This is a genomic window from Blastococcus xanthinilyticus (assembly GCF_008124835.1).
In the GTDB taxonomy this organism is placed as follows: Bacteria; Actinomycetota; Actinomycetes; order Mycobacteriales; family Geodermatophilaceae; genus Blastococcus; species Blastococcus xanthinilyticus.
Genome location: NZ_VNHW01000010.1, coordinates 170,904 through 188,400, shown reverse-complemented (window position 1 = coordinate 188,400; position 17,497 = coordinate 170,904). Strand labels below are relative to the sequence as shown.

Genomic DNA, 17,497 nt, shown 5'->3' with positions numbered 1-17,497 from the left:
GAGACCCCGATGCTCCGCTCCATGTTCTCCGCCATCTCCGGTCTGCGTGCCCACCAGACCAAGATGGACGTCACCGGCAACAACATCGCCAACGTCAACACCGTCGGCTTCAAGAGCAGCTCCACCGTCTTCCAGGACACGCTGTCCCAGGTCGTGCGCGCCGGCGGCGCCCCGGCCGCGGATCGCGGCGGCACGAACCCCGCCCAGATCGGTCTCGGCGTCAAGCTCGCCGCCGTCACCACCAACTGGACCAACGGCGCCGCGCAGTCGACCGGCCGCTCGACCGACTTCATGATCGAGGGCGACGGCTTCTTCGTGACCGCCGGTCCGGGTGGCGAGCAGCTGTTCACGCGGGCGGGCTCGTTCGACTTCGACGCCAGCGGCCGGCTGGTGACGCCGGACGGCAGCATCCTGCAGGGGTGGGTGGCCGGCGCCAACGGGAACATCAACCCCAACGGGCCGATCGGCGACCTCACCGTGCCCTACGGCCAGATCGTGAACCCGCGCGCCACCACGACCGGACAGCTGGAGGGCAACCTCAACGCCGCCGCGCCCGTGCCCTCGTTCGTGCAGATCCCGACCACGATGTACGACGCGCAGGGCGTCGCCCAGGCGGTCACCTACACGTTCACCAAGACCGCCGCGGACACCTGGGACATGGTCGTCCAGAACAACGGCGGCGCCGAGCTGGCGATGACCGACGCCGCCGGCAACCCGTTCGACGGCACGGTCACGTTCAACACCGCGGGCATCATGACCGCGCCGACCGGCCCGATCCGCTTCGCGCCGGGTGCGGCGGGCTGGCCCGGCCCGGTGGCGGTCGACCTCGGGACGATCAGCCAGTTCGCCGGCTCCAGCGAGGTCACCGCGCCGGAGCAGAACGGCTTCGCGCTGGGCTCCCTGCAGTCGTTCCAGCTCTCCAACGACGGCACGATCATGGGCGTCTACTCCAACGGGCTGCGCCAGCCGCTGGGGCAGCTGGCCATGGCCGCCTTCAACAACCCCAGCGGGCTGGAGAAGGCCGGGAACAGCTCGTTCCGCGTCGGTGACAACTCCGGTGTGGCCATGATCGGTGTCGCCGGCGCCGGCGGACGGGGCGACCTGGTCTCGGGCGCCCTGGAGATGTCCAACGTCGACCTCTCCGAGGAGTTCACCAGCCTGATCGTCGCCCAGCGCGGCTTCCAGGCGAACAGCCGCGTGATCACCGCCTCCGACGAGATCCTGCAGGACCTGGTCAACCTCAAGCGCTGATGATCGGCCCGCCTGCAGGGCCGCTCCAGCGCGAGGGACACGAGACGGCCCGGTCACCCGTTCGGGTGGCCGGGCCGTCCGTTCCGCGCCCCCCGCACGCCCCCGGCCAGGGCTCTTCGGCTCAAGGACCCCCCGTCCGGGGCCGATGAGAACAGTGCCGCTCCCGCCCGTTCGCGGGCCCCACCGAGCAAGAGGACCGACCCGTGATCCGAGTGACGCGCCTGAACGGCGACCAGTTCGCACTCAACCCCGACCTGATCGAGAAGGTCGAGGGCCACCCGGACACCGTCGCCTTCCTGGTGGACGGCACCAAGTACGTGGTGCGGGAGAGCGTCGAGGAGGTGCTCCAGGAGATCCGGGAGTACCGGGCCGGCATCCTCGCCCTCTCCTACGAGATCGACCGCGGCGTTTACCGCTCGGTCATCCCCGAGCCGGCGTCCAGCGACTCCTCGGTCCTGCCCTTCCCGAGCCGCGAGGAGCGCTGACCGTGGATCCCGCCACCCTGATCGGGTTCGCCATCTCGCTCGTCGCCCTGGTCGTCTTCATGATCCTCGAGGGCGCCGACCCGACGTCGCTGATCTTCCTGCCGGCGATCATCCTGGTCGTCGTCGCGACCTTCGGCGCGGCGGCGGCCAGCCAGACGATGGACGACCTGAAGAAGGTCGGCAACTGGTTCAAGATGGCCGTGATGCCGGCGAAGGTGCCGCCGCCGACCGACCAGATCCAGACCCTGGTCAGCCTCGCCGAGAAGGCCCGCAAGGAGGGCCTGCTCGCGCTGGAGGCGCAGGTCAAGGCCATCGAGGACCCGTTCCTGAAGCGCGGCCTGCAGATGGGCATCGACGGCACCGACCCCGAGGAGCTGCGGGCGGTGCTGGAGAGCGAGATCGCGGCGAAGAAGGCCGAGGACAAGGTCGCCGCCAAGTTCATGAACAACATGGGCGGCTACGCGCCGACCATCGGCATCCTGGGCTGCATCGTCGGCCTGATGAACGTCATGGGAAACCTCAACAACCCCGAGGCGCTGGGCCCCATGGTCGCCGCGGCGTTCATCGCCACGCTGTGGGGCGTCATGGCGGCCAACTTCTGGTTCCTGCCGATGGGCGCCAAGATCCTCCGGGTCAGCGAGCTGCAGGCCGCGCAGATGGAGCTCCTGGTCGAGGGCATCGCCGAGATCCAGGCCGGTACCAGCCCTCGCGCCGTCCGCATGAAGCTGACCTCGCTCGTGCCGCCGGGCTCCGTCGCGAAGGAAGCGGCGTGACCTCGCCCTACCCCGCCTCGGGGGGCTCCTCGTGAGCGCCGGCCACGGCCGCCGCCGCAAGAAGCACGAGGAGCACGAGGAGCACGAGAACCACGAACGGTGGCTGGTGTCGGGTTTCGACATGATGACGCTGCTGTTCGTGCTCTTCGTGGTGCTCTTCGCGATGAGCAAGGTGGACGAGGCGAAGTTCGCCGCCCTGGCCAAGGGCATGTCCGACGCCTTCGGCGGGCCGATCACCGTGCAGCCGGGCCCCACGCCGGAGGGCTCGGTCCTCGACGGGCTGCCCGGCGTGGTCGACATCGCCTCGGCCATCCCGCCGGACCCCACCGTGCAGCAGGCCCAGATCGACAAGGCCGCCGCCCAGGCCGCCGCCGAGCGCGCCGAGCGGATCGCCGCCGAGGCCCAGCAGGCCTACGCCAACCTGGCCGCCGCGCGGGCAGCCATCGAGGCCGCCCTGGCGAACGCCGGCTACGAGGGTGCGGCGCGCTTCGAGATCGACGAGCGCGGCCTGGTGGTGCACATCGTCGCCGACGCCGTCCTCTTCGACGCCGAGGCGGCCGTGCTGCGGCCGGAGGGGCGCGCGATCCTCGCGGCCGTCGCCCCCACCCTGACCGGCCTGCCCAACCAGCTGGACGTCGAGGGGCACGCCAACCACCTGCCGGTGACCCCCGGCGGGTTGTGGCCGTCGAACTGGGAGCTCTCGGCCACCCGCGCGACCACCGTCGTCCGGTACCTGGCCGAGCTCGGTGTCCCGCAGCCGCAGCTCGCGGCCACGGGCTACTCCTCGACCCGGCCGCTGGTGCCCGAGTCCGACCCGACCGCACTCACCGTCAACCGACGGGTCGACGTCGTCGTCCTGTCCACCGCCTCGGCAGAGGCCAACGCGCTCCTGCCGGGCATCGACGCCGCACACCATGGAGTGACCGAATGAGCAAGGACAAGAACGCCCCCGCCGAGGGCGAGGAGACCGAGGCCAAGGGCGGCAAGAAGAAGCTGCTGCTCGTCCTCGCCGTCGTGCTGCTCGCCGGCGCGGGTGCCGCCTACTTCTTCCTGTTCGCCAGCTCCGGCGAGGCCGAGGCCGAGGTGGAGCCGGTCTCCAGCGGCACCTACCTGGCGCTGGAGCCGGTCGCGGTCAATCTCGCCGGTGGCGGGTACCTGAAGATCGGCGTCGCCCTGGAGCTGACCGAGGAGGGCGCGGCCGCCGGGGACGGGCACGGTGGCGGTGGTGCCGACGGCACCAAGGCCCTGGACATGATCATCTCCACGTTCTCCCAGGCCGACCCCTCCGACGTCACGGGCGCCCGCGACGCGCTCAAGGAGGCCCTGGAGGCCAAGATCATCGAGGCGTACACCGACCACGACGGCGTGCGGACGGTGATGGGCATCTACTACACCGAGTACGTCACGCAGTAGTCCCGCGGGCGGCGTCCCCGGGCGCCGCGACCACGGCGGGACACCCTCCGACTCCGGAGGGTGTCCCGCCGCGTCACATCCGCACCACCGGAACCTCCCGTCCCGGCTGACCGGCGTCGCCGCCGGGGCCGGTCAGGGTCCCTCCCGCGTCCGCCGATGAGGGGTTTCGTGACCACCCCCGAGACCGGACCGGCCCCGGCCGCCGCGCCGGCCCCGGCCCCGCCCTCGGCCCCCGCACCCGCCGCCGGCCCGGCCACCCGCAGCCGGCGCGGCGAGCCGCGGACCTACGACTTCCGCCGCCCGACGAAGCTCTCCCGCGAGCACGTGCGGGTCATGCAGATCGCGCAGGAGGCGTTCGCCCGCCAGGCGACGACGATCCTGACGACCTTCCTCCGCGCCGGCGCCCGCCTCGAGCTCGACGGCATCGAGCAGTTCTCCTACGACGACTACGTCGGGACGCTGCCCAACCCCAGCTTCATGACCACGTTCAGCCTGGAGCCGCTGGCCGGCAAGGGCCTCCTGGCGTTCCCGCTGGACATGGCCATGGCCATGGTCGACCACATGCTCGGGGGCTCGGGCAACGCGTCGCAGCCGAACCGGCCGATGACGGCGATGGAGACCACGATCAGCAACCACCTGCTGGAGCGGCTGCTCGACGAGTTCGCCGCCTCGCTGGCCCCGATCACCGAGATCCAGCCCGTCGTCATCGGCCGCGAGTACAACCCCCAGCTCGCCCAGGCGGCCGCCGGCTCGGACACCGTCATGGTGGCGACCTTCGCGATGTCCGTGGGCAGCCGCGAGGGCCAGGCCACGGTCGTGCTGCCGTTCTCCTCCTTCGCCCAGGCCCTGAACAACGCGGCCTCCCCGCAGCTGTCGGAGTCCGCGCTGCGCAAGCGCCAGCGCGCCCGCGAGGCGCTGATCGAGCGGCTGAACCTGGTGCCGGTCGACGTCAGCGTCCGTTTCGCGCCGCTGACCGTCTCGTCCTCGGACCTGCTGTCCCTGGCCGTCGACGACGTCCTGCTGCTCCGGCACGCCCGGGACAGCCCGCTCGAGGTCACCACCAACGACGTGACGTTCGCCTACGCGATCGCCAGCAACCACCGGCGCCGCCTGGCCGCCTCGATCGTCCCCACCCCGCACGCTCCGCACGCCGCGAAGGACTCCGCATGACCGCGCCCCGCACCGACTCGCAGGACTCCCAGACCGTGACGGAGGTGGTCGCCGCCGCCGCCCGGGCGGCCGCGGCCCTGATCCCCTCGACGTCCGCGCTCGTGGCGGGCTCGCCGGTCAGCGACCCCGACACCGTCCCCCTGCCCGCGGGCGCCGCCGTGGCGGTCACCGCCGGGCTCTCCGGCGAGGTCTCCGGCGACGTCGTCCTGGTCGTCTCCGGCGACGTCGTCGACGCCCTCGAGAACTCCCCCGTCGGCCAGATGGATGTCGCCTCCGCCCTGCGCCCCGCCCTGGAGGCGGCCGCGGGGGCCCTCGGCCGGGTGCGCGTCGCCTCCGAGCGCACCGAGGAGCCGGTGGCCGCCCTCGACGGGCTGCGCGACAAGGGCATGCTGGTCGCCGTCCCGCTGCTGGCCGACGGCGAGCACCAGGCGACCCTCGCCCTGCAGGTCACCCTGCCCGCCACCCGCGGTCAGCGCGGCAGCCTCGAGCTCCTCCGGCACGTCGCCATGGAGGTCACGGTGGAGATCGGCCGGACCCGGATGACGGTGCAGGAGCTGCTCTCCCTGCACCCCGGCGAGGTCGTCGAGCTCGACCGCGCGGCCAGCGCGCCGGCCGACCTGCTGGTCAACGGCACGCTGATCGCCCGGGGCGAGGTCGTCGTCGTCGACGAGGACTTCGGCCTGCGGATCAGCGAGATCGTGACCGACGCCGCGGAGCTCGGGGCGCAGGTCTCGTGAACGAGCTCGCGAGTTCCCGCGGGTACGCAGCACCTCTGGTCGCAGGGCTGCCGAGCGCCGACGAGGTGGCCCTGTGACCTGGATGATCATCCGGTTGGTCCTGTCGCTGGTCCTCATCGCCGGCGTGCTGTGGTTCGCCGCCCGGCTGGCCAAGAAGAAGGGCCTCGGCCAGGGCAACGGGCTGATCGAGGTCGTCGCGCGGCAGCGCATGGGCCGCACGAGCGCGGTCAGCGTGGTCCGCGTCGCCGACCTCGTCCTGGTCATCGGATCGACCGAGGAGCAGGTCACGCTGCTCGCCGAGGTCGACCCGGAGGCCGTGGAGGCGGCCATGGACGGACGCCGGGGCCCCGCGCGGCCGCGCGCGGCGGACGAACCGCACGAGGACGCCGCTCCCCCGCCGGTCCCCGCGCCCCGCGCCGCCCGGCCCTCCGACGGCGTCCTCGCCGGCTCGGTCCTGGACCGCCAGGGCTGGGGCACGCTGGTCGACGAGCTCCGCGAGCGGACGGTCCGCCGGTCATGACGACCCTCGTGCGCCCGGTCCGGGAGCTGCACCGGCGCGCCGCCGTGGTCGTGCTCCTCCTCGTGCTGGCCACCGTCGCGGCGGTGCTGCTCGCCGGGCCCGCCTCCGCCGCCCCGACGGCGCCGACCGCCCCGACCGCCCCGACCGCCCCCGCGGTGGACGGCGCGGTCGACATCTCGATCGGGAACGGGTCGCCGTCCAGCTCGATCACGCTGATCCTCGCGATCACCGTGCTCTCGGTGGCCCCGTCGGTCCTGCTGCTCGCCACCTCGTTCACCAAGATCATCGTGGTGCTGGGGCTGACCCGGAACGCCCTGGGGATGGCCACGTCGCCGCCCAACCAGGTGCTCACCGGCATCGCCCTGTTCCTCACCCTGTTCGTGATGGGCCCGGTGTTCTCCGACATCAACGAGGTCGCCGTCCAGCCCTACATGGACGGCGCGATCACCGTCTCGCAGGCCTACGACTCCGGCGTCGTCCCGCTGCGTGGGTTCCTCCTCGACAACACCCGCGAGGACGAGCTGAAGCTGATGATCGAGCTGTCCGGCGAGGAGGCCCCGGCCGACGCGACCCAGGTCAGCATGACCACGCTGCTGCCGGCGTTCGTGCTCTCGGAGCTGAAGAGCGCCTTCATCATCGGGATGGTCATCTTCATCCCGTTCCTGGTGCTCGACATGCTCGTCGGCGCCGCCCTCATGGCGCTCGGCATGATGATGGTCCCGCCGACCGTCGTGTCGCTGCCCTTCAAGCTGCTGCTCTTCGTCGTCGTCGACGGCTGGGCGCTCATCACCACCGCGCTGGTGGGTTCCTACGGGGGGACGGGCTAGCCATGAGTAACGCGAGAACGACGGACGAGCGAGCATCGCTCCAGGCTGGGGGCACCTCCCGCTTGCGGGGACAGCGACCGAGGAGCGGAACGAGTTCGGAGTCGAGCCATGAGTGACGCCGACGTCACCGACATCGCGGCGCAGACCATGATGGTCGCCGCCAAGGTCGCCGCACCGATCCTGCTGACCGCGCTGCTGGTCGGCTTCCTGATCTCGCTGTTCCAGGCGGCCACCCAGATCCAGGAGGCCACCCTCTCCTTCGTCCCGAAGATGATCGCCGTGGCGATCGCCCTGCTGGTCACCGGCAACTGGGTGCTCGCCGAGCTGGTCAACTTCACCCAGTCGCTGTTCGACCAGCTGCCGGCTCTGCTCGACCGGACGTAGCCGGCATGGACCTCTCGGTCCCGGCCGTCACGCTCGCCGCCCTGCTCCTCGGCACGGCGCGTGCCGCCGGGTTCATCCTGATGGCGCCGCCGTTCAACTCCCGGGTCGTCCCGGCACCCGTCAAGGGCGCCCTCGCCCTGGCCCTCGCGGTGCTGCTGTCCACCCAGATCGCGCCGACCCTCCCCGAGCCCACGGCCGGCTTCCTGCTCGTCACGGCCGCCACCGAGGTGGTCATCGGCGCGGCGTTGGGCTTCGTCGTCCAGGTGCTGTTCACCGCGGTGCAGATGGCCGGCGACGTCCTCGACCTCGCCGGGGGCTTCATGATGCAGCCCGGCTACGACCCGCTGGCCATGACCCAGAACAGCTCGCTGGGCAAGCTGCACTACATGCTGGCCAGCACGCTGCTGTTCACCAGCGGCGGGCACCTGCTGATGGTGAAGGGCTTCGCCACCTCCTACGAGGGGCTGCCGGTGGGCGGTGACGTCCCCACCGACCAGCTCGCGGCCGTGCTCGTGACCGCCTTCTCCATGATGTTCCTGGCCGCCCTGCAGATCGCCGGGCCGATGGTCGCCGTGCTGCTGCTCGCCGACGTCGCGCTCGGCCTGCTCAGCAAGGCCGCCCCCGCGCTCAACGTCTTCTCCCTCGGCCCCCCGCTGAAGATCCTGCTCACCCTGGCGATGCTGGGGCTGACCTTCCCGCTGCTCCCCCCGGCCCTGGACAGCCTGCTCGAGCACGGCGTGCGGGCGATGATCTCCCTGCGGAGCGGGTGAGCCGTGGCCAAGGACGGACCGGGTGGTGAGAAGACCGAGAAGCCCACTCCGCAGCGCCTGAAGAAGGCGCGCAAGGACGGGCAGATCCCGCGCACCCAGGAACTGGGCACCTGGCTCGGCGTGGCGGCGGCGAGCTTCCTGCTGCCGATGCTCGTGGGCAACGCGTTCGAGACGGTGCAGCAGCTGTTCGTGCACGTCGCCACGGTGGCGCGCAACCCCGAGATCACCGCGGTCAAGACCTTGCTGGGCACCGCGCTGATGGCCTTCCTCACCACCCTGCTGCCGACCGCCATCGCGATGATGCTGGTCGGCGTGGCGTCGTCGGCCGCGCAGGGCGGGGTCAACTTCTCGGCCAAGCCGATGAAGCCGACGCTGAAGAAGCTCAACCCCTTCCCCGGCATCAAGAAGATGTTCGGCACGCAGGGCCTGTGGGAGACCACCAAGGCGCTGATCAAGACCGCCGCCCTGGGCACGGTCGTGGTCGTCACCAGCGACCGCGCCCAGGCGCTGGTCTCCTCCGCGGGGGCGCTGCCGCTGTCGGCCGTCACCGCCACCGTCGCCGACTCCGTCATCCTCATGTTCCGCGTCGTCGCCGTGACCGGCCTGGTCCTCGCCGTCGCCGACTACGTCGTCGTGCGGGCGAAGATGATGAAGCAGCTGAAGATGAGCAAGTACGAGATCACCCAGGAGCACAAGCAGGCCGAGGGCGATCCGTACATGAAGGCGCACCGCAAGGGCGTGCAGATGGCGATGTCGCGCAACCGGATGATGAGCGAGGTCGCCGAGGCCGACGTGCTGCTGGTCAATCCGACGCACGTCGCCGTCGCGCTCAAGTACGACGCCGCCAAGGGCGCCCCCCGGGTGGTCGCCAAGGGCGCCGGCGCGGTCGCTGCCAAGCTGCGCGAGAAGGCGGCGGAGGCCCGCGTCCCCATGGTGCAGGACATCCCCCTGGCCCGGGCGCTGCACGCCTCCTGCGAGCTCGGCCAGGAGGTGCCGCCGCAGCTGTTCACCGCCGTCGCCCGAGTGCTCGCCTTCGTCATGCACCTGGGCGCGCGCGGCGTGCGCGGGGGCTTCCACCGGCCCGGGTTCGAGGCCCCCGACACCGCCGACCTGCCGAAGGCCGGCCGCCGGCGACCCCCCGTCGCCGCGTAGCACCGGCGGTCACGCCCGGCGGCGGACGCGGTACCGGCGGCTCCGCCGCCTGCCGATGAGGGAGGGGTGAGCCAGCGTCCGTCGTCCCTCCCCGGAGCGGGGCAGTGAAGGGCCTGGGCAAGGCCGCCGTCCCCATCGGCGTCGTCGCCATCGTCCTCATGCTCGTGGTGCCGCTGCCGGCCGCGATGATGGACCTGCTGATCGGGCTGAACCTCGCGATCTCGCTGCTCGTCCTGCTCGTGGCGATGCAGATCAAGAAGCCGCTGGACTTCGCCGTCTTCCCGGCGCTGCTGCTCATCGCCACGCTGTTCCGCCTGGCCCTGAACGTCTCCTCGACCCGGCTGGTCCTCACCGACGGCTACGCCGGCAAGGTGATCGAGGCCTTCGGCCACATCGTCATCGGCGGCTCGCTGGTCGTCGGCCTGGTGATCTTCGTGATCCTGACCGTCGTCCAGTTCGTGGTCATCACCAACGGTGCCGGCCGCGTCGCCGAGGTCGGCGCCCGCTTCACCCTCGACGCCATGCCCGGCAAGCAGATGGCCATCGACGCCGATCTGAACGCCGGCCTGATCAACGAGGCGCAGGCCCGCAAGCGCCGCCACGAGGTCACCGCCGAGGCCGACTTCTACGGCTCGATGGACGGTGCGTCGAAGTTCGTCAAGGGCGACGCCATCGCCGGCATCATCGTGACCCTGGTCAACCTCATCGGCGGCATGGCCATCGGCGTGATGCAGCGCGGGCTGGCCCCGGCCGAGGCGGCCACGACGTACTCGCTGCTCACCGTCGGCGACGGCCTGGTCTCCATGATCCCGGCGCTGCTGATGTCCACCGCGACCGGCATCATCGTGACCCGGTCGGCCAGCGAGGGCGACATGGGCGCCGACCTGCTGGGCCAGCTGGGCCAGTTCAAGCAGGCGGTGCGCATCGCCGGCGGCGCCGCCCTCGCCCTCTGCCTGATCCCCGGCCTGCCCAAGCTGCCCTTCCTGCTCGTCGGCGGGCTCTTCCTGTTCCTCTCCACCCGGATGACCGACGCCCCGGAGGTCGACGAGGAGGCCGAGGCCGCCGCGGCGGCCGCCGAGCTGGAGCCGGCCCCCGACTCCCCCGAGGCGATCGCCGAGCGCATGCGCGTCGACCCGCTGGAGCTCGAGGTCGCCTTCGACCTCGTCGACCTGGTGGACCCCGCCCGCGGCGGGGACCTCCTCGACCGGGTCAAGGCGCTGCGCCGGAAGGTCGCCATGGACACCGGCCTGGTCATCCCGCTGGTGCGCACCCGCGACAACCTCGACCTGCCCGCGTCGCAGTACGTCATCTGGCTCAACGGCGTCCCGGTGGCCAAGGGCAGCTCCCCCGCCGGCACCGTCCTCGCCATCGGCGACGCCCTCGACGGGCTGCCGGGCAAGCCCACCCACGAGCCGGTCTTCGGCCTGGCCGCCAAGTGGGTGCCCGCGGAGCTGCAGCGCGCCGCCGAGATGGCCGGCGCCACCGTGGTCGACCGGTCGTCGGTCATCACCACGCACCTGGCCGAGGTCGTCCGGCAGAACGCCGCGGACCTGCTCGGCCGGGAGGACGTGCGCCTCCTCGTCGAGATGGTGCGGCGCACCCACCCCGTCGTCGTCGAGGAGCTGACCCCGGCGCTGCTCACCCTGGGAGAGGTGCAACGCGTGTTGCACGCGTTGCTCGCCGAGGGTGTGTCGATCCGCGACCTCGTCCGCATCTTCGAGGCACTCTCTGTGCGTGCCAAGTCCTCGCCCGAGCTCGACGGTCTCGTCGAGGCGGCGCGCACGGCGCTCGGCTCGGCGATCAGCCAGCCCTACGTCACGCCCGACGAGCGACTGCACGTCTTCACCCTCGAGCCCGGCTTCGAGCAGCGGCTGCTGGAGGCCGTCCGCCAGACCGAGGCGGGCGCCGTCCTGGCCCTCGACGCCGGCGCCGTCGACGCCCTGGTGCACGGCTGCAGCGGCATGCTCGAGGAGGCCGAGCGGCAGGGGCTGTCGCCCGTTCTCGTCTGCTCACCGCAGGTCCGCCCGGCCCTGTCGCGGCTGATGCGCCAGATCCTGCCCCGGCTGCCCGTCATCTCGTACGCGGAGGTGTCCCGGACGGCCCAGATCGAGACGCTGGGAGTGGTGAGCGGTGCCGTTGCGATCCGTTGAGGCGGCCTCGCGCGACGACGCGATCGCGGCCGCGCGCGAGCAGTTCGGCCCGCAGGTGCGCGTGGTCGGCGTCCGCCGCGTGCGCTCCGGCGGCGTGCTCGGCTTCTTCGCCACCGAGCGGTACGTCGCCGAGGTGGCGCCCGACCCCGTGCCGGCCGCGCCGGCCACCGACTACGACTCCCCGCTGGCCTCGGCCGCCCCCGCCCGGGCCCGGACGGCGGCGCCCGCCCGCAACGGCGCGGCCGCCTGGGCCGCCGAGGCCGCGCGCTCGGCGCCCGACGGTGCCGCGCCGGCCCGGCTCGAGGCCGCGTCACCCCGTTCCGGCGCGGCTCGTCCCGCGGCGCGCCCGGTGGCCGAGGACGACCGGCTCGACGAGCTGGCCGGCCTGCTCGGCGCGACCCCGGCTGCGCCTGCCTCCCGGTCGCTCCCCGAGCCGGTCGCCGCCGCCCCCGCCCGCGAATACGGCCGGGCCTCGTTCCCGCGCGCGACCTTCCCGGCGGCCGACCGCGAGCCGGCGGCACGGGCCGAGGAGGTCCGCGGCGGCGCCCGGCCGGCTCCCGCGGACGAGGACGCCGCACCCGCCGCGCCGTCGCCGTTCACCGCCGCGCTGGCGCGCATGGTCTCCGGTGACCGGGAGGTGCGCCAGGCCGTCACCGAGGCGCTGGGCGAACCGCCGGCGCCGGACCTCGACTTCTTCGCCGGCCCGCCGGCGCCGATCGCACCGGACGTGCCCGCACCCCGGCCGTCCCTCGCGGCGGCCATCCGTTCAGCAGATTCATCGATGCGGTCGCAGGCCGTGCACCAGGAGGAGACCCCGGTGAGAGATCAGGCCGCCCCGCCGTCCTCCACGAGCACGGCCCCGGTCCTGCCGGCCCCGCAGTCGCCGGACCTGCCGACCTGGGCCGATCCCGACGACGCCGTGACGCCGTCCACCCGGCAGGAGGAGATCGCCGAAGCGCTGCGCTCCGCCCTCGCCCAGGGGCACTCCGACGAGGCGCTGGCCGGCATCCTCCGCAAGATGCTCTCCGGGGACTCGCCCCGCGAGGCGCTGGAGGAACCCGTCCAGATGCCGACGGTGGACCTCGCCGCGCTGCCGGGGGAGCTCGCCGCGCTGCCGGCGGAGTTCACCCCGCCGGCGACGGAGTTCACCCCGCCGCCGGTCGAGCTCGCCGCGTCGCCGGTGGAGCCGACCACTCCTCCGGTGGAGCCGAGCCCGGCGGCCGTGGAGTTCGCCGCGCCGACGGTGGCGCCGCTGTCGTTCCCGGAGCCGGCCGCCGACCCGCTGTTCGCCGCGGCGCCCGCGCCCGCCCCGCTGCCGGCGGCCCCGGCTCCGGAGGCCATGTCCGGCTTCGCACTGTTCCCGCCGTCCGCACCGGCGGTCGCCGTCGACCGGGCCCCCTCGCCCGGCGCGGCCCCGCTGTGGGGCGAGCCGATGACGGCCGCCGACCCCTGGGCCGGCACCGCGCTCGGCGCGCCCGCCGCCGCCCTCCCCGACCTGTTCGCACCCATCCGCCAGGAGCCCGCGCCGGTCGTCCCCGAGGCGTCCCCGACCCTCGCCGCCGAGCCGGCCGCCGTCGACACCTGGGTGCCGGCCGTCGAGGCGGAGCCGGCGCCGGAGCCCGAGCTCCACGCCCCGGTCGCCTGGGCCGACACCGACGCCGATGCCGAGGCCGAGGCCGCGCCGGTCGCCCACCTGGGGACCGAGCCGGAGGCCGTCGTGGCGAGCGAGGAGACCGCCGTGGCGGCGGCCTTCGACACCGCCGAGCCCGCCACCGAGCCCGCCACCGAGCCCGCCACCGAGCCCGCCACCGAGCCCGCCGCCGAGATCGCCGTGGAGACGAAGGCCGAGACGGGCGTGGAGACCGCCGAGGAGTCCGCGCTGCTGGAGCTGGCCCCGCTGCTGGCCCGGACGGCGAGCGACCCGGCGCCCCTGTCCATGTCCCTCGACGCGACCACCGTCATGCCGCGGGTGTCCCTGCTCCCCGCTCTTCCCGGGTCCTCCCGCGGCCGCGGGCTGCCCCCCGTGCCGCCGGCGGCCGCGCGCCCCTCGGGCACCCGGCCGCGCCCGGCGTCGCCCGGTGCCCCCACGTCGCAGGACGGCCCCTCCTCCGAGGACCGGCCCGGCAGCGGCGACCGCACCGTCGAGGACGCTCCCCGGCAGGACGAGGCTCCGGCGACCGCCGAGCGCACGCCCGCCGCCCCGGCTCCGCGGGCGCTGGCGACGGTCACCCGGCTGCCGGTGGGCCCGCTCATGGCCGGGGACGCCTTCCCCGAGCTGTCCGAGTTCGACGACGACCTCCCCGACGTCGCCCCGGCGCTCTTCGCACCGGCCGTCGAACCGCGGACCCGGCCCGCGCCGGCCTCACCGGAGGAGGTCGTCGCCCGCCTCGTGGACCTCGGGCTGCCCCGGGAGCTCCTCGGCGACGACATCGCCGCCCGCATCGACGCCGAGGGCACCTACGCGGCGCTCACCCGCGCGCTGGCCACCCGGCTGCCCGGGGTGCCGGAGCGGCCCAGCGGCGCCGGGGACGTGCTCTTCGTCGTGGGCCCGGGCGTGGAGACGCTGCGCGCCGCCCGTGGGCTCGCCGCCTCGCTGCGGCTGGACCCCGACCGGGTGCAGTGGGCCACCCGCGGCGACCTGGCCGGGCTGGCGCCCAAGGCCAGCCGCATGACCACCATCGACGCCGCGATCGACCGCCGCCAGGAGGCGTCGGCCGCCGGCACGGTCACGATCGTCGCCGTCGACGCGCCGCTGCGCAGCGACGTCTACTGGATGGCCCAGATGCTCACCATCTGGTCGCCGGTCGCGGTGTGGGCCGTCGTGGAGGCCACCCGCAAGCCCGAGGACCTCGAGCTGTGGCTCGACGGGCTGCCCCGGGTGGACGCGCTGGTCGTGCAGGACACCGACCTGAGCGCCGACCCGGCCGCCGTGCTGCAGCGGCTCACCGTGCCGGTCGCCCTGCTCGACGGCGTGGCCGCGAGCCCCCACCGCTGGGCCTCGCTGCTGTGCGAGCGCCTGGATGCGCCGCCGGCATGAACCCGCTGCGCTGGGACGTCCTCCTCGTCGGGTTCGTGCTGGCCCTGCCGGTGTTCGCCCTGTGGTTCCGGGGTGACTTCAGCACGGAGGAGGCGGTCGGCCGGCTGCCGTGGTGCCTGGCTGCGGGCTGGGGCGCCGTCGCCCTGGTGCGCGCCGTCGCCACACCTCCGCCGGCACCCAGGGAGCGGCACCGCCCGGTGGAGGAGCCCGCCGACTGACCCCGCTCATGGGGTTCTCCTCGCGCCGCCCGGGTCCTGCAGGGCCCCACCGGCACGAGCTGCACCCGATGAGCGCTCGCTCCGGCGGCGGCCGGCCCGCTCGCGGGCCCGCCGCACCTTGGCGGCCAGCCGGTGCGGTGCGGCCAGCTCCGCCCACACCCAGCGGACCACGTCCCACCCCTCGTCGCGGACGGCGTCCTCCCGGAGCTTCTCGGCGAACACGGCGTCGCCGGGCTCCTGGCCGTCCCGCAGCAGCCGGCCGTACTTCACCCGCCCGTCGAACTCGCCCACCAGGCCGACGTCCTCCCAGGCGAAGTCCGTGCGGGCCACGAGCCGGCCGCCGCCGGCGCGCACCTCGAACTGCACCGCGGAGGGTGCGATCGTCCAGCGCTGGAGGACGACCCGGCTGCGGCTCTCGCCGACGCTCTCGCTGCGCCCGTCCGCCGCGGCCACGGCGCGGACGGCGCTGCGCGCGCCGGGTGACCCCACGATGTCGAACAGCCGGGCGCGCAGGTCCTCGTGCGCCACGAGGCCCCGGTGCAGCGCGGCGTCCAGGGCGACCACGGTGGCCTCGTGCGGCAGCGACCGCGCCAGGTCGAGCAGGGTGCGCACCGGACCGGTGACACGCATGCCGCCGACCTCGACCACCTCGTCCTCGCGCATCCGCGCCACGTGGCAGCTGAGCACGCCGCTGCGATCGCCGCAGCTGCCCGGCGGGCGCGTCACGTGCACCCGGTCGAGCGTCACGTCCCACAGCGGCAGCCCCAGCAGCACCGCCGCCGACTGGTGGCTCACCACCGCCGGCCGGCGCAGCCCGGCGAGGGTCGCCTGCACGAGCAGGGCGTGGTGGGCGGCGGGCTCCGCGGGCAGGACGGCGTCGACGTAGGCCCCCCGGCGCAGCCGGGTGAGGTCCCCGGCGCGCACCGCGCGGGCCAGCTCGTCGTCGGACCACCCCCCGGCGACGGCGTCACGGCGGAGCAGCAGCGGGGGGACGGCGGGCGGCTCGGTCATGCCCCCGACGCTCCGGCGCGGGACCGCCGGTGAGCCAGCCCGGCGGCGATCCGTGGACGGCGCGGCAGCCTGTGGACGGCGCCGCTCCCCGGGTGCTCCTCGCGCTGCCCGGGCTCTGCAGGAGCCCACCGGCGGGAGGAGCACCCCAGGAACGGGGCGGATCAGCGCCTCAGAGCGGCAGGTCCTCCAGCATCTCGGTGACCAGCGCGGCGATCGGCGAGCGCTCGGACCGGGTCAGGGTGATGTGCGCGAAGAGCACGTGCCCCTTGAGCTTCTCGATGACCGCGGTGATGCCGTCGTGCCGGCCGACCCGGAGGTTGTCCCGCTGGGCGACGTCGTGGGTGAGCACCACCCGGGAGTTCGAGCCCAGCCGGGACAGCACGGTGAGCAGCACGCCCCGCTCGAGCGACTGCGCCTCGTCGACGATCACGAACGAGTCGTGCAGCGACCGCCCGCGGATGTGCGTGAGCGGCAGCACCTCGATGAGGTCGCGGGCGGCGATCTCCTCGAGCACCTCCTTGGACACCAGGGCACCGAGCGTGTCGTAGACCGCCTGCGCCCACGGCGACATCTTCTCGCCCTCGCCGCCGGGCAGGTAGCCGAGCTCCTGCCCGCCGACGGCGTACAGCGGCCGGAAGATGACGACCTTCTTGTGCGCCCGCCGCTCCATGACCGACTCCAGCCCCGCGCACAGCGCCAGCGCCGACTTGCCGGTGCCGGCCCGGCCGCCCAGCGACACGATCCCGATCTCCGGGTCGAGCAGCAGGTCCAGCGCCACCCGCTGCTCGGCGGAGCGTCCGTGCAGCCCGAAGGCCTCCCGGTCGCCGCGCACGAGCCGCACCTTCTTGTCCGGCAGCACCCGGCCCAGCGCGGAGCCGCGCGAGGAGAGCAGCACCAGCCCGGTGTGCGTCGGGAACTCCGCGGCGGCCGGGACGAAGGCCTCGCCGGACTCGTACAGCTCGTCGAGCTCGGCGTCGTCCAGGCTGACCTCGGCCATGCCGGTCCACCCGGCGTCGACGGCGTCGTGCACCCGGTACTCGTCGGTCTCCAGGCCGACCGCCGCCGCCTTGACCCGCAGCGGCACGTCCTTGGTCACCAGGCACACGTCCCGGCCCTCGGCGCGCAGGTTCAGGGCCACCATCATGATCCGGCTGTCGTTGCTGTCGTTCCGGAAGCCGGCCGGCAGCACCGACGGGTCGCTGTGGTTCAGCTCGACGTGCAGCGTGCCGCCCTCCTCCCCCACCGGGACGGGGGCGTCGAGCCGGCCGTGGGTGACCCGGAGGTCGTCGAGGATGCGCAGCGTCTGGCGGGCGAACCAGCCCAGCTCCGGGTGGTTGCGCTTGTCCTCCAGCTCCCCGATGACGACGAGCGGCAGCACCACGTCGGCGGCCCCGAAGCGCAGCAGCGCGCCGGGGTCGGAGAGCAGGACCGAGGTGTCGAGGACGAACGTGCGGCGAGGATTCACGAGTCGGCTCCCGTGGGGCGCCGCGCTGCGGACAGCGCGCGCCCCGGCTCGAAGGTGACCGGGCCCCGGCACAGGGGCCGGGTACCGGCCCCTCTGGACGACGAACGCTGTCGCACCAACCGGGCCTCCCAGTG

At 73.8% G+C, this 17,497-nt stretch carries 17 protein-coding genes; 15 read left to right on the top strand and 2 right to left on the bottom strand.

Features of this window, described 5'->3' with window-relative positions; all coding sequences use genetic code 11:
* The first annotated feature begins 9 nt into the window (after positions 1–9).
* The 15 genes from BD833_RS16115 (at position 10) to BD833_RS16045 (ending at position 14,887) form a co-directional block, all read left to right on the top strand.
* Positions 10–1,251, top strand: a complete 1,242-nt coding sequence (locus tag BD833_RS16115) for a flagellar hook protein FlgE (protein WP_166534150.1) — start codon at positions 10–12, stop codon at positions 1,249–1,251.
* A 203-nt stretch (positions 1,252–1,454) separates the two neighbouring features.
* A complete protein-coding gene (locus BD833_RS16110) occupies positions 1,455–1,736 on the top strand; it encodes a flagellar FlbD family protein (RefSeq protein WP_166534149.1) in 282 nt (93 codons plus the stop codon).
* A gap of 2 nt (positions 1,737–1,738) precedes the next feature.
* On the top strand, positions 1,739–2,509 hold the full coding sequence (locus BD833_RS16105; RefSeq protein ID WP_208092709.1) for a motility protein A: 771 nt from the start codon (positions 1,739–1,741) through the stop codon (positions 2,507–2,509).
* Positions 2,510–2,540: 31 nt separating this feature from the next.
* Complete coding sequence (locus tag BD833_RS16100; protein WP_166534148.1) at positions 2,541–3,440, top strand: OmpA/MotB family protein; 900 nt, start codon at positions 2,541–2,543, stop codon at positions 3,438–3,440.
* Positions 3,437–3,922: a flagellar basal body-associated FliL family protein gene (locus BD833_RS16095; protein ID WP_166534147.1), complete on the top strand. Its 486-nt coding sequence runs from the start codon at positions 3,437–3,439 to the stop codon at positions 3,920–3,922. Before BD833_RS16100 ends, BD833_RS16095 begins: the two co-directional genes overlap by 4 nt.
* A gap of 168 nt (positions 3,923–4,090) precedes the next feature.
* Entirely contained in the window at positions 4,091–5,092 is a 1,002-nt protein-coding gene (locus BD833_RS16090; RefSeq protein ID WP_243737712.1) for a flagellar motor switch protein FliM, read from the top strand.
* Positions 5,089–5,829 carry a flagellar motor switch protein FliN gene (fliN, locus tag BD833_RS16085; RefSeq protein ID WP_166534145.1) on the top strand — a complete coding sequence of 247 codons (741 nt, stop codon included), beginning with the start codon at positions 5,089–5,091 and terminating at the stop codon, positions 5,827–5,829. The genes BD833_RS16090 and fliN overlap by 4 nt, the downstream gene beginning before the upstream one ends.
* 82 nt (positions 5,830–5,911) lie before the next feature.
* A complete protein-coding gene (locus BD833_RS16080) occupies positions 5,912–6,349 on the top strand; it encodes a FliO/MopB family protein (RefSeq protein ID WP_166534206.1) in 438 nt (145 codons plus the stop codon).
* On the top strand, positions 6,346–7,176 hold the full coding sequence (fliP, locus tag BD833_RS16075) for a flagellar type III secretion system pore protein FliP (RefSeq protein WP_166534144.1): 831 nt from the start codon (positions 6,346–6,348) through the stop codon (positions 7,174–7,176). The genes BD833_RS16080 and fliP overlap by 4 nt, the downstream gene beginning before the upstream one ends.
* A 108-nt stretch (positions 7,177–7,284) precedes the next feature.
* Positions 7,285–7,560 carry a flagellar biosynthesis protein FliQ gene (fliQ, locus tag BD833_RS16070; protein ID WP_166534143.1) on the top strand — a complete coding sequence of 92 codons (276 nt, stop codon included), beginning with the start codon at positions 7,285–7,287 and terminating at the stop codon, positions 7,558–7,560.
* A 5-nt stretch (positions 7,561–7,565) separates the two neighbouring features.
* The gene (fliR, locus tag BD833_RS16065; protein ID WP_166534142.1) at positions 7,566–8,330 is read left to right on the top strand and encodes a flagellar biosynthetic protein FliR; all 765 of its coding nucleotides are present in this window, start codon (positions 7,566–7,568) and stop codon (positions 8,328–8,330) included.
* Positions 8,331–8,333: 3 nt separating this feature from the next.
* The gene (locus BD833_RS16060) at positions 8,334–9,482 is read left to right on the top strand and encodes an EscU/YscU/HrcU family type III secretion system export apparatus switch protein (RefSeq protein WP_166534141.1); all 1,149 of its coding nucleotides are present in this window, start codon (positions 8,334–8,336) and stop codon (positions 9,480–9,482) included.
* A gap of 104 nt (positions 9,483–9,586) precedes the next feature.
* The gene (flhA, locus tag BD833_RS16055; protein ID WP_166534140.1) at positions 9,587–11,632 is read left to right on the top strand and encodes a flagellar biosynthesis protein FlhA; all 2,046 of its coding nucleotides are present in this window, start codon (positions 9,587–9,589) and stop codon (positions 11,630–11,632) included.
* A complete protein-coding gene (locus BD833_RS16050) occupies positions 11,613–14,669 on the top strand; it encodes a hypothetical protein (protein ID WP_166534139.1) in 3,057 nt (1,018 codons plus the stop codon). Before flhA ends, BD833_RS16050 begins: the two co-directional genes overlap by 20 nt.
* Positions 14,666–14,887: a hypothetical protein gene (locus tag BD833_RS16045; protein WP_166534138.1), complete on the top strand. Its 222-nt coding sequence runs from the start codon at positions 14,666–14,668 to the stop codon at positions 14,885–14,887. Before BD833_RS16050 ends, BD833_RS16045 begins: the two co-directional genes overlap by 4 nt.
* Before the next feature lie 6 nt (positions 14,888–14,893).
* Here BD833_RS16045 and BD833_RS16040 read toward each other — a convergent pair whose 3' ends face one another.
* Together BD833_RS16040 and BD833_RS16035 are read right to left on the bottom strand one after the other, a co-directional pair.
* The gene (locus tag BD833_RS16040; protein ID WP_166534137.1) at positions 14,894–15,898 is read right to left on the bottom strand and encodes a type IV toxin-antitoxin system AbiEi family antitoxin domain-containing protein; all 1,005 of its coding nucleotides are present in this window, start codon (positions 15,896–15,898) and stop codon (positions 14,894–14,896) included.
* A 169-nt stretch (positions 15,899–16,067) separates the two neighbouring features.
* A complete protein-coding gene (locus BD833_RS16035) occupies positions 16,068–17,363 on the bottom strand; it encodes an RNA 5'-3' helicase PhoH2 (protein WP_166534136.1) in 1,296 nt (431 codons plus the stop codon).
* Positions 17,364–17,497 lie beyond the last annotated feature (134 nt).

Excerpts from the sequence above, each read along its gene's own strand:
- BD833_RS16095 (WP_166534147.1), top strand. The coding sequence starts at position 3,437 with ATGAGCAAGGACAAGAACGCCCCCGCCGAGGGCGAGGAGACCGAGGCC.
- BD833_RS16040 (WP_166534137.1), bottom strand. The coding sequence starts at position 15,898 with ATGACCGAGCCGCCCGCCGTCCCCCCGCTGCTGCTCCGCCGTGACGCC.
- fliQ (WP_166534143.1), top strand. The coding sequence starts at position 7,285 with ATGAGTGACGCCGACGTCACCGACATCGCGGCGCAGACCATGATGGTC.
- fliN (WP_166534145.1), top strand. The coding sequence starts at position 5,089 with ATGACCGCGCCCCGCACCGACTCGCAGGACTCCCAGACCGTGACGGAG.
- fliP (WP_166534144.1), top strand. The coding sequence starts at position 6,346 with ATGACGACCCTCGTGCGCCCGGTCCGGGAGCTGCACCGGCGCGCCGCC.
- BD833_RS16115 (WP_166534150.1), top strand. The coding sequence starts at position 10 with ATGCTCCGCTCCATGTTCTCCGCCATCTCCGGTCTGCGTGCCCACCAG.
- BD833_RS16080 (WP_166534206.1), top strand. The coding sequence starts at position 5,912 with ATGATCATCCGGTTGGTCCTGTCGCTGGTCCTCATCGCCGGCGTGCTG.
- BD833_RS16045 (WP_166534138.1), top strand. The coding sequence starts at position 14,666 with ATGAACCCGCTGCGCTGGGACGTCCTCCTCGTCGGGTTCGTGCTGGCC.
- fliR (WP_166534142.1), top strand. The coding sequence starts at position 7,566 with ATGGACCTCTCGGTCCCGGCCGTCACGCTCGCCGCCCTGCTCCTCGGC.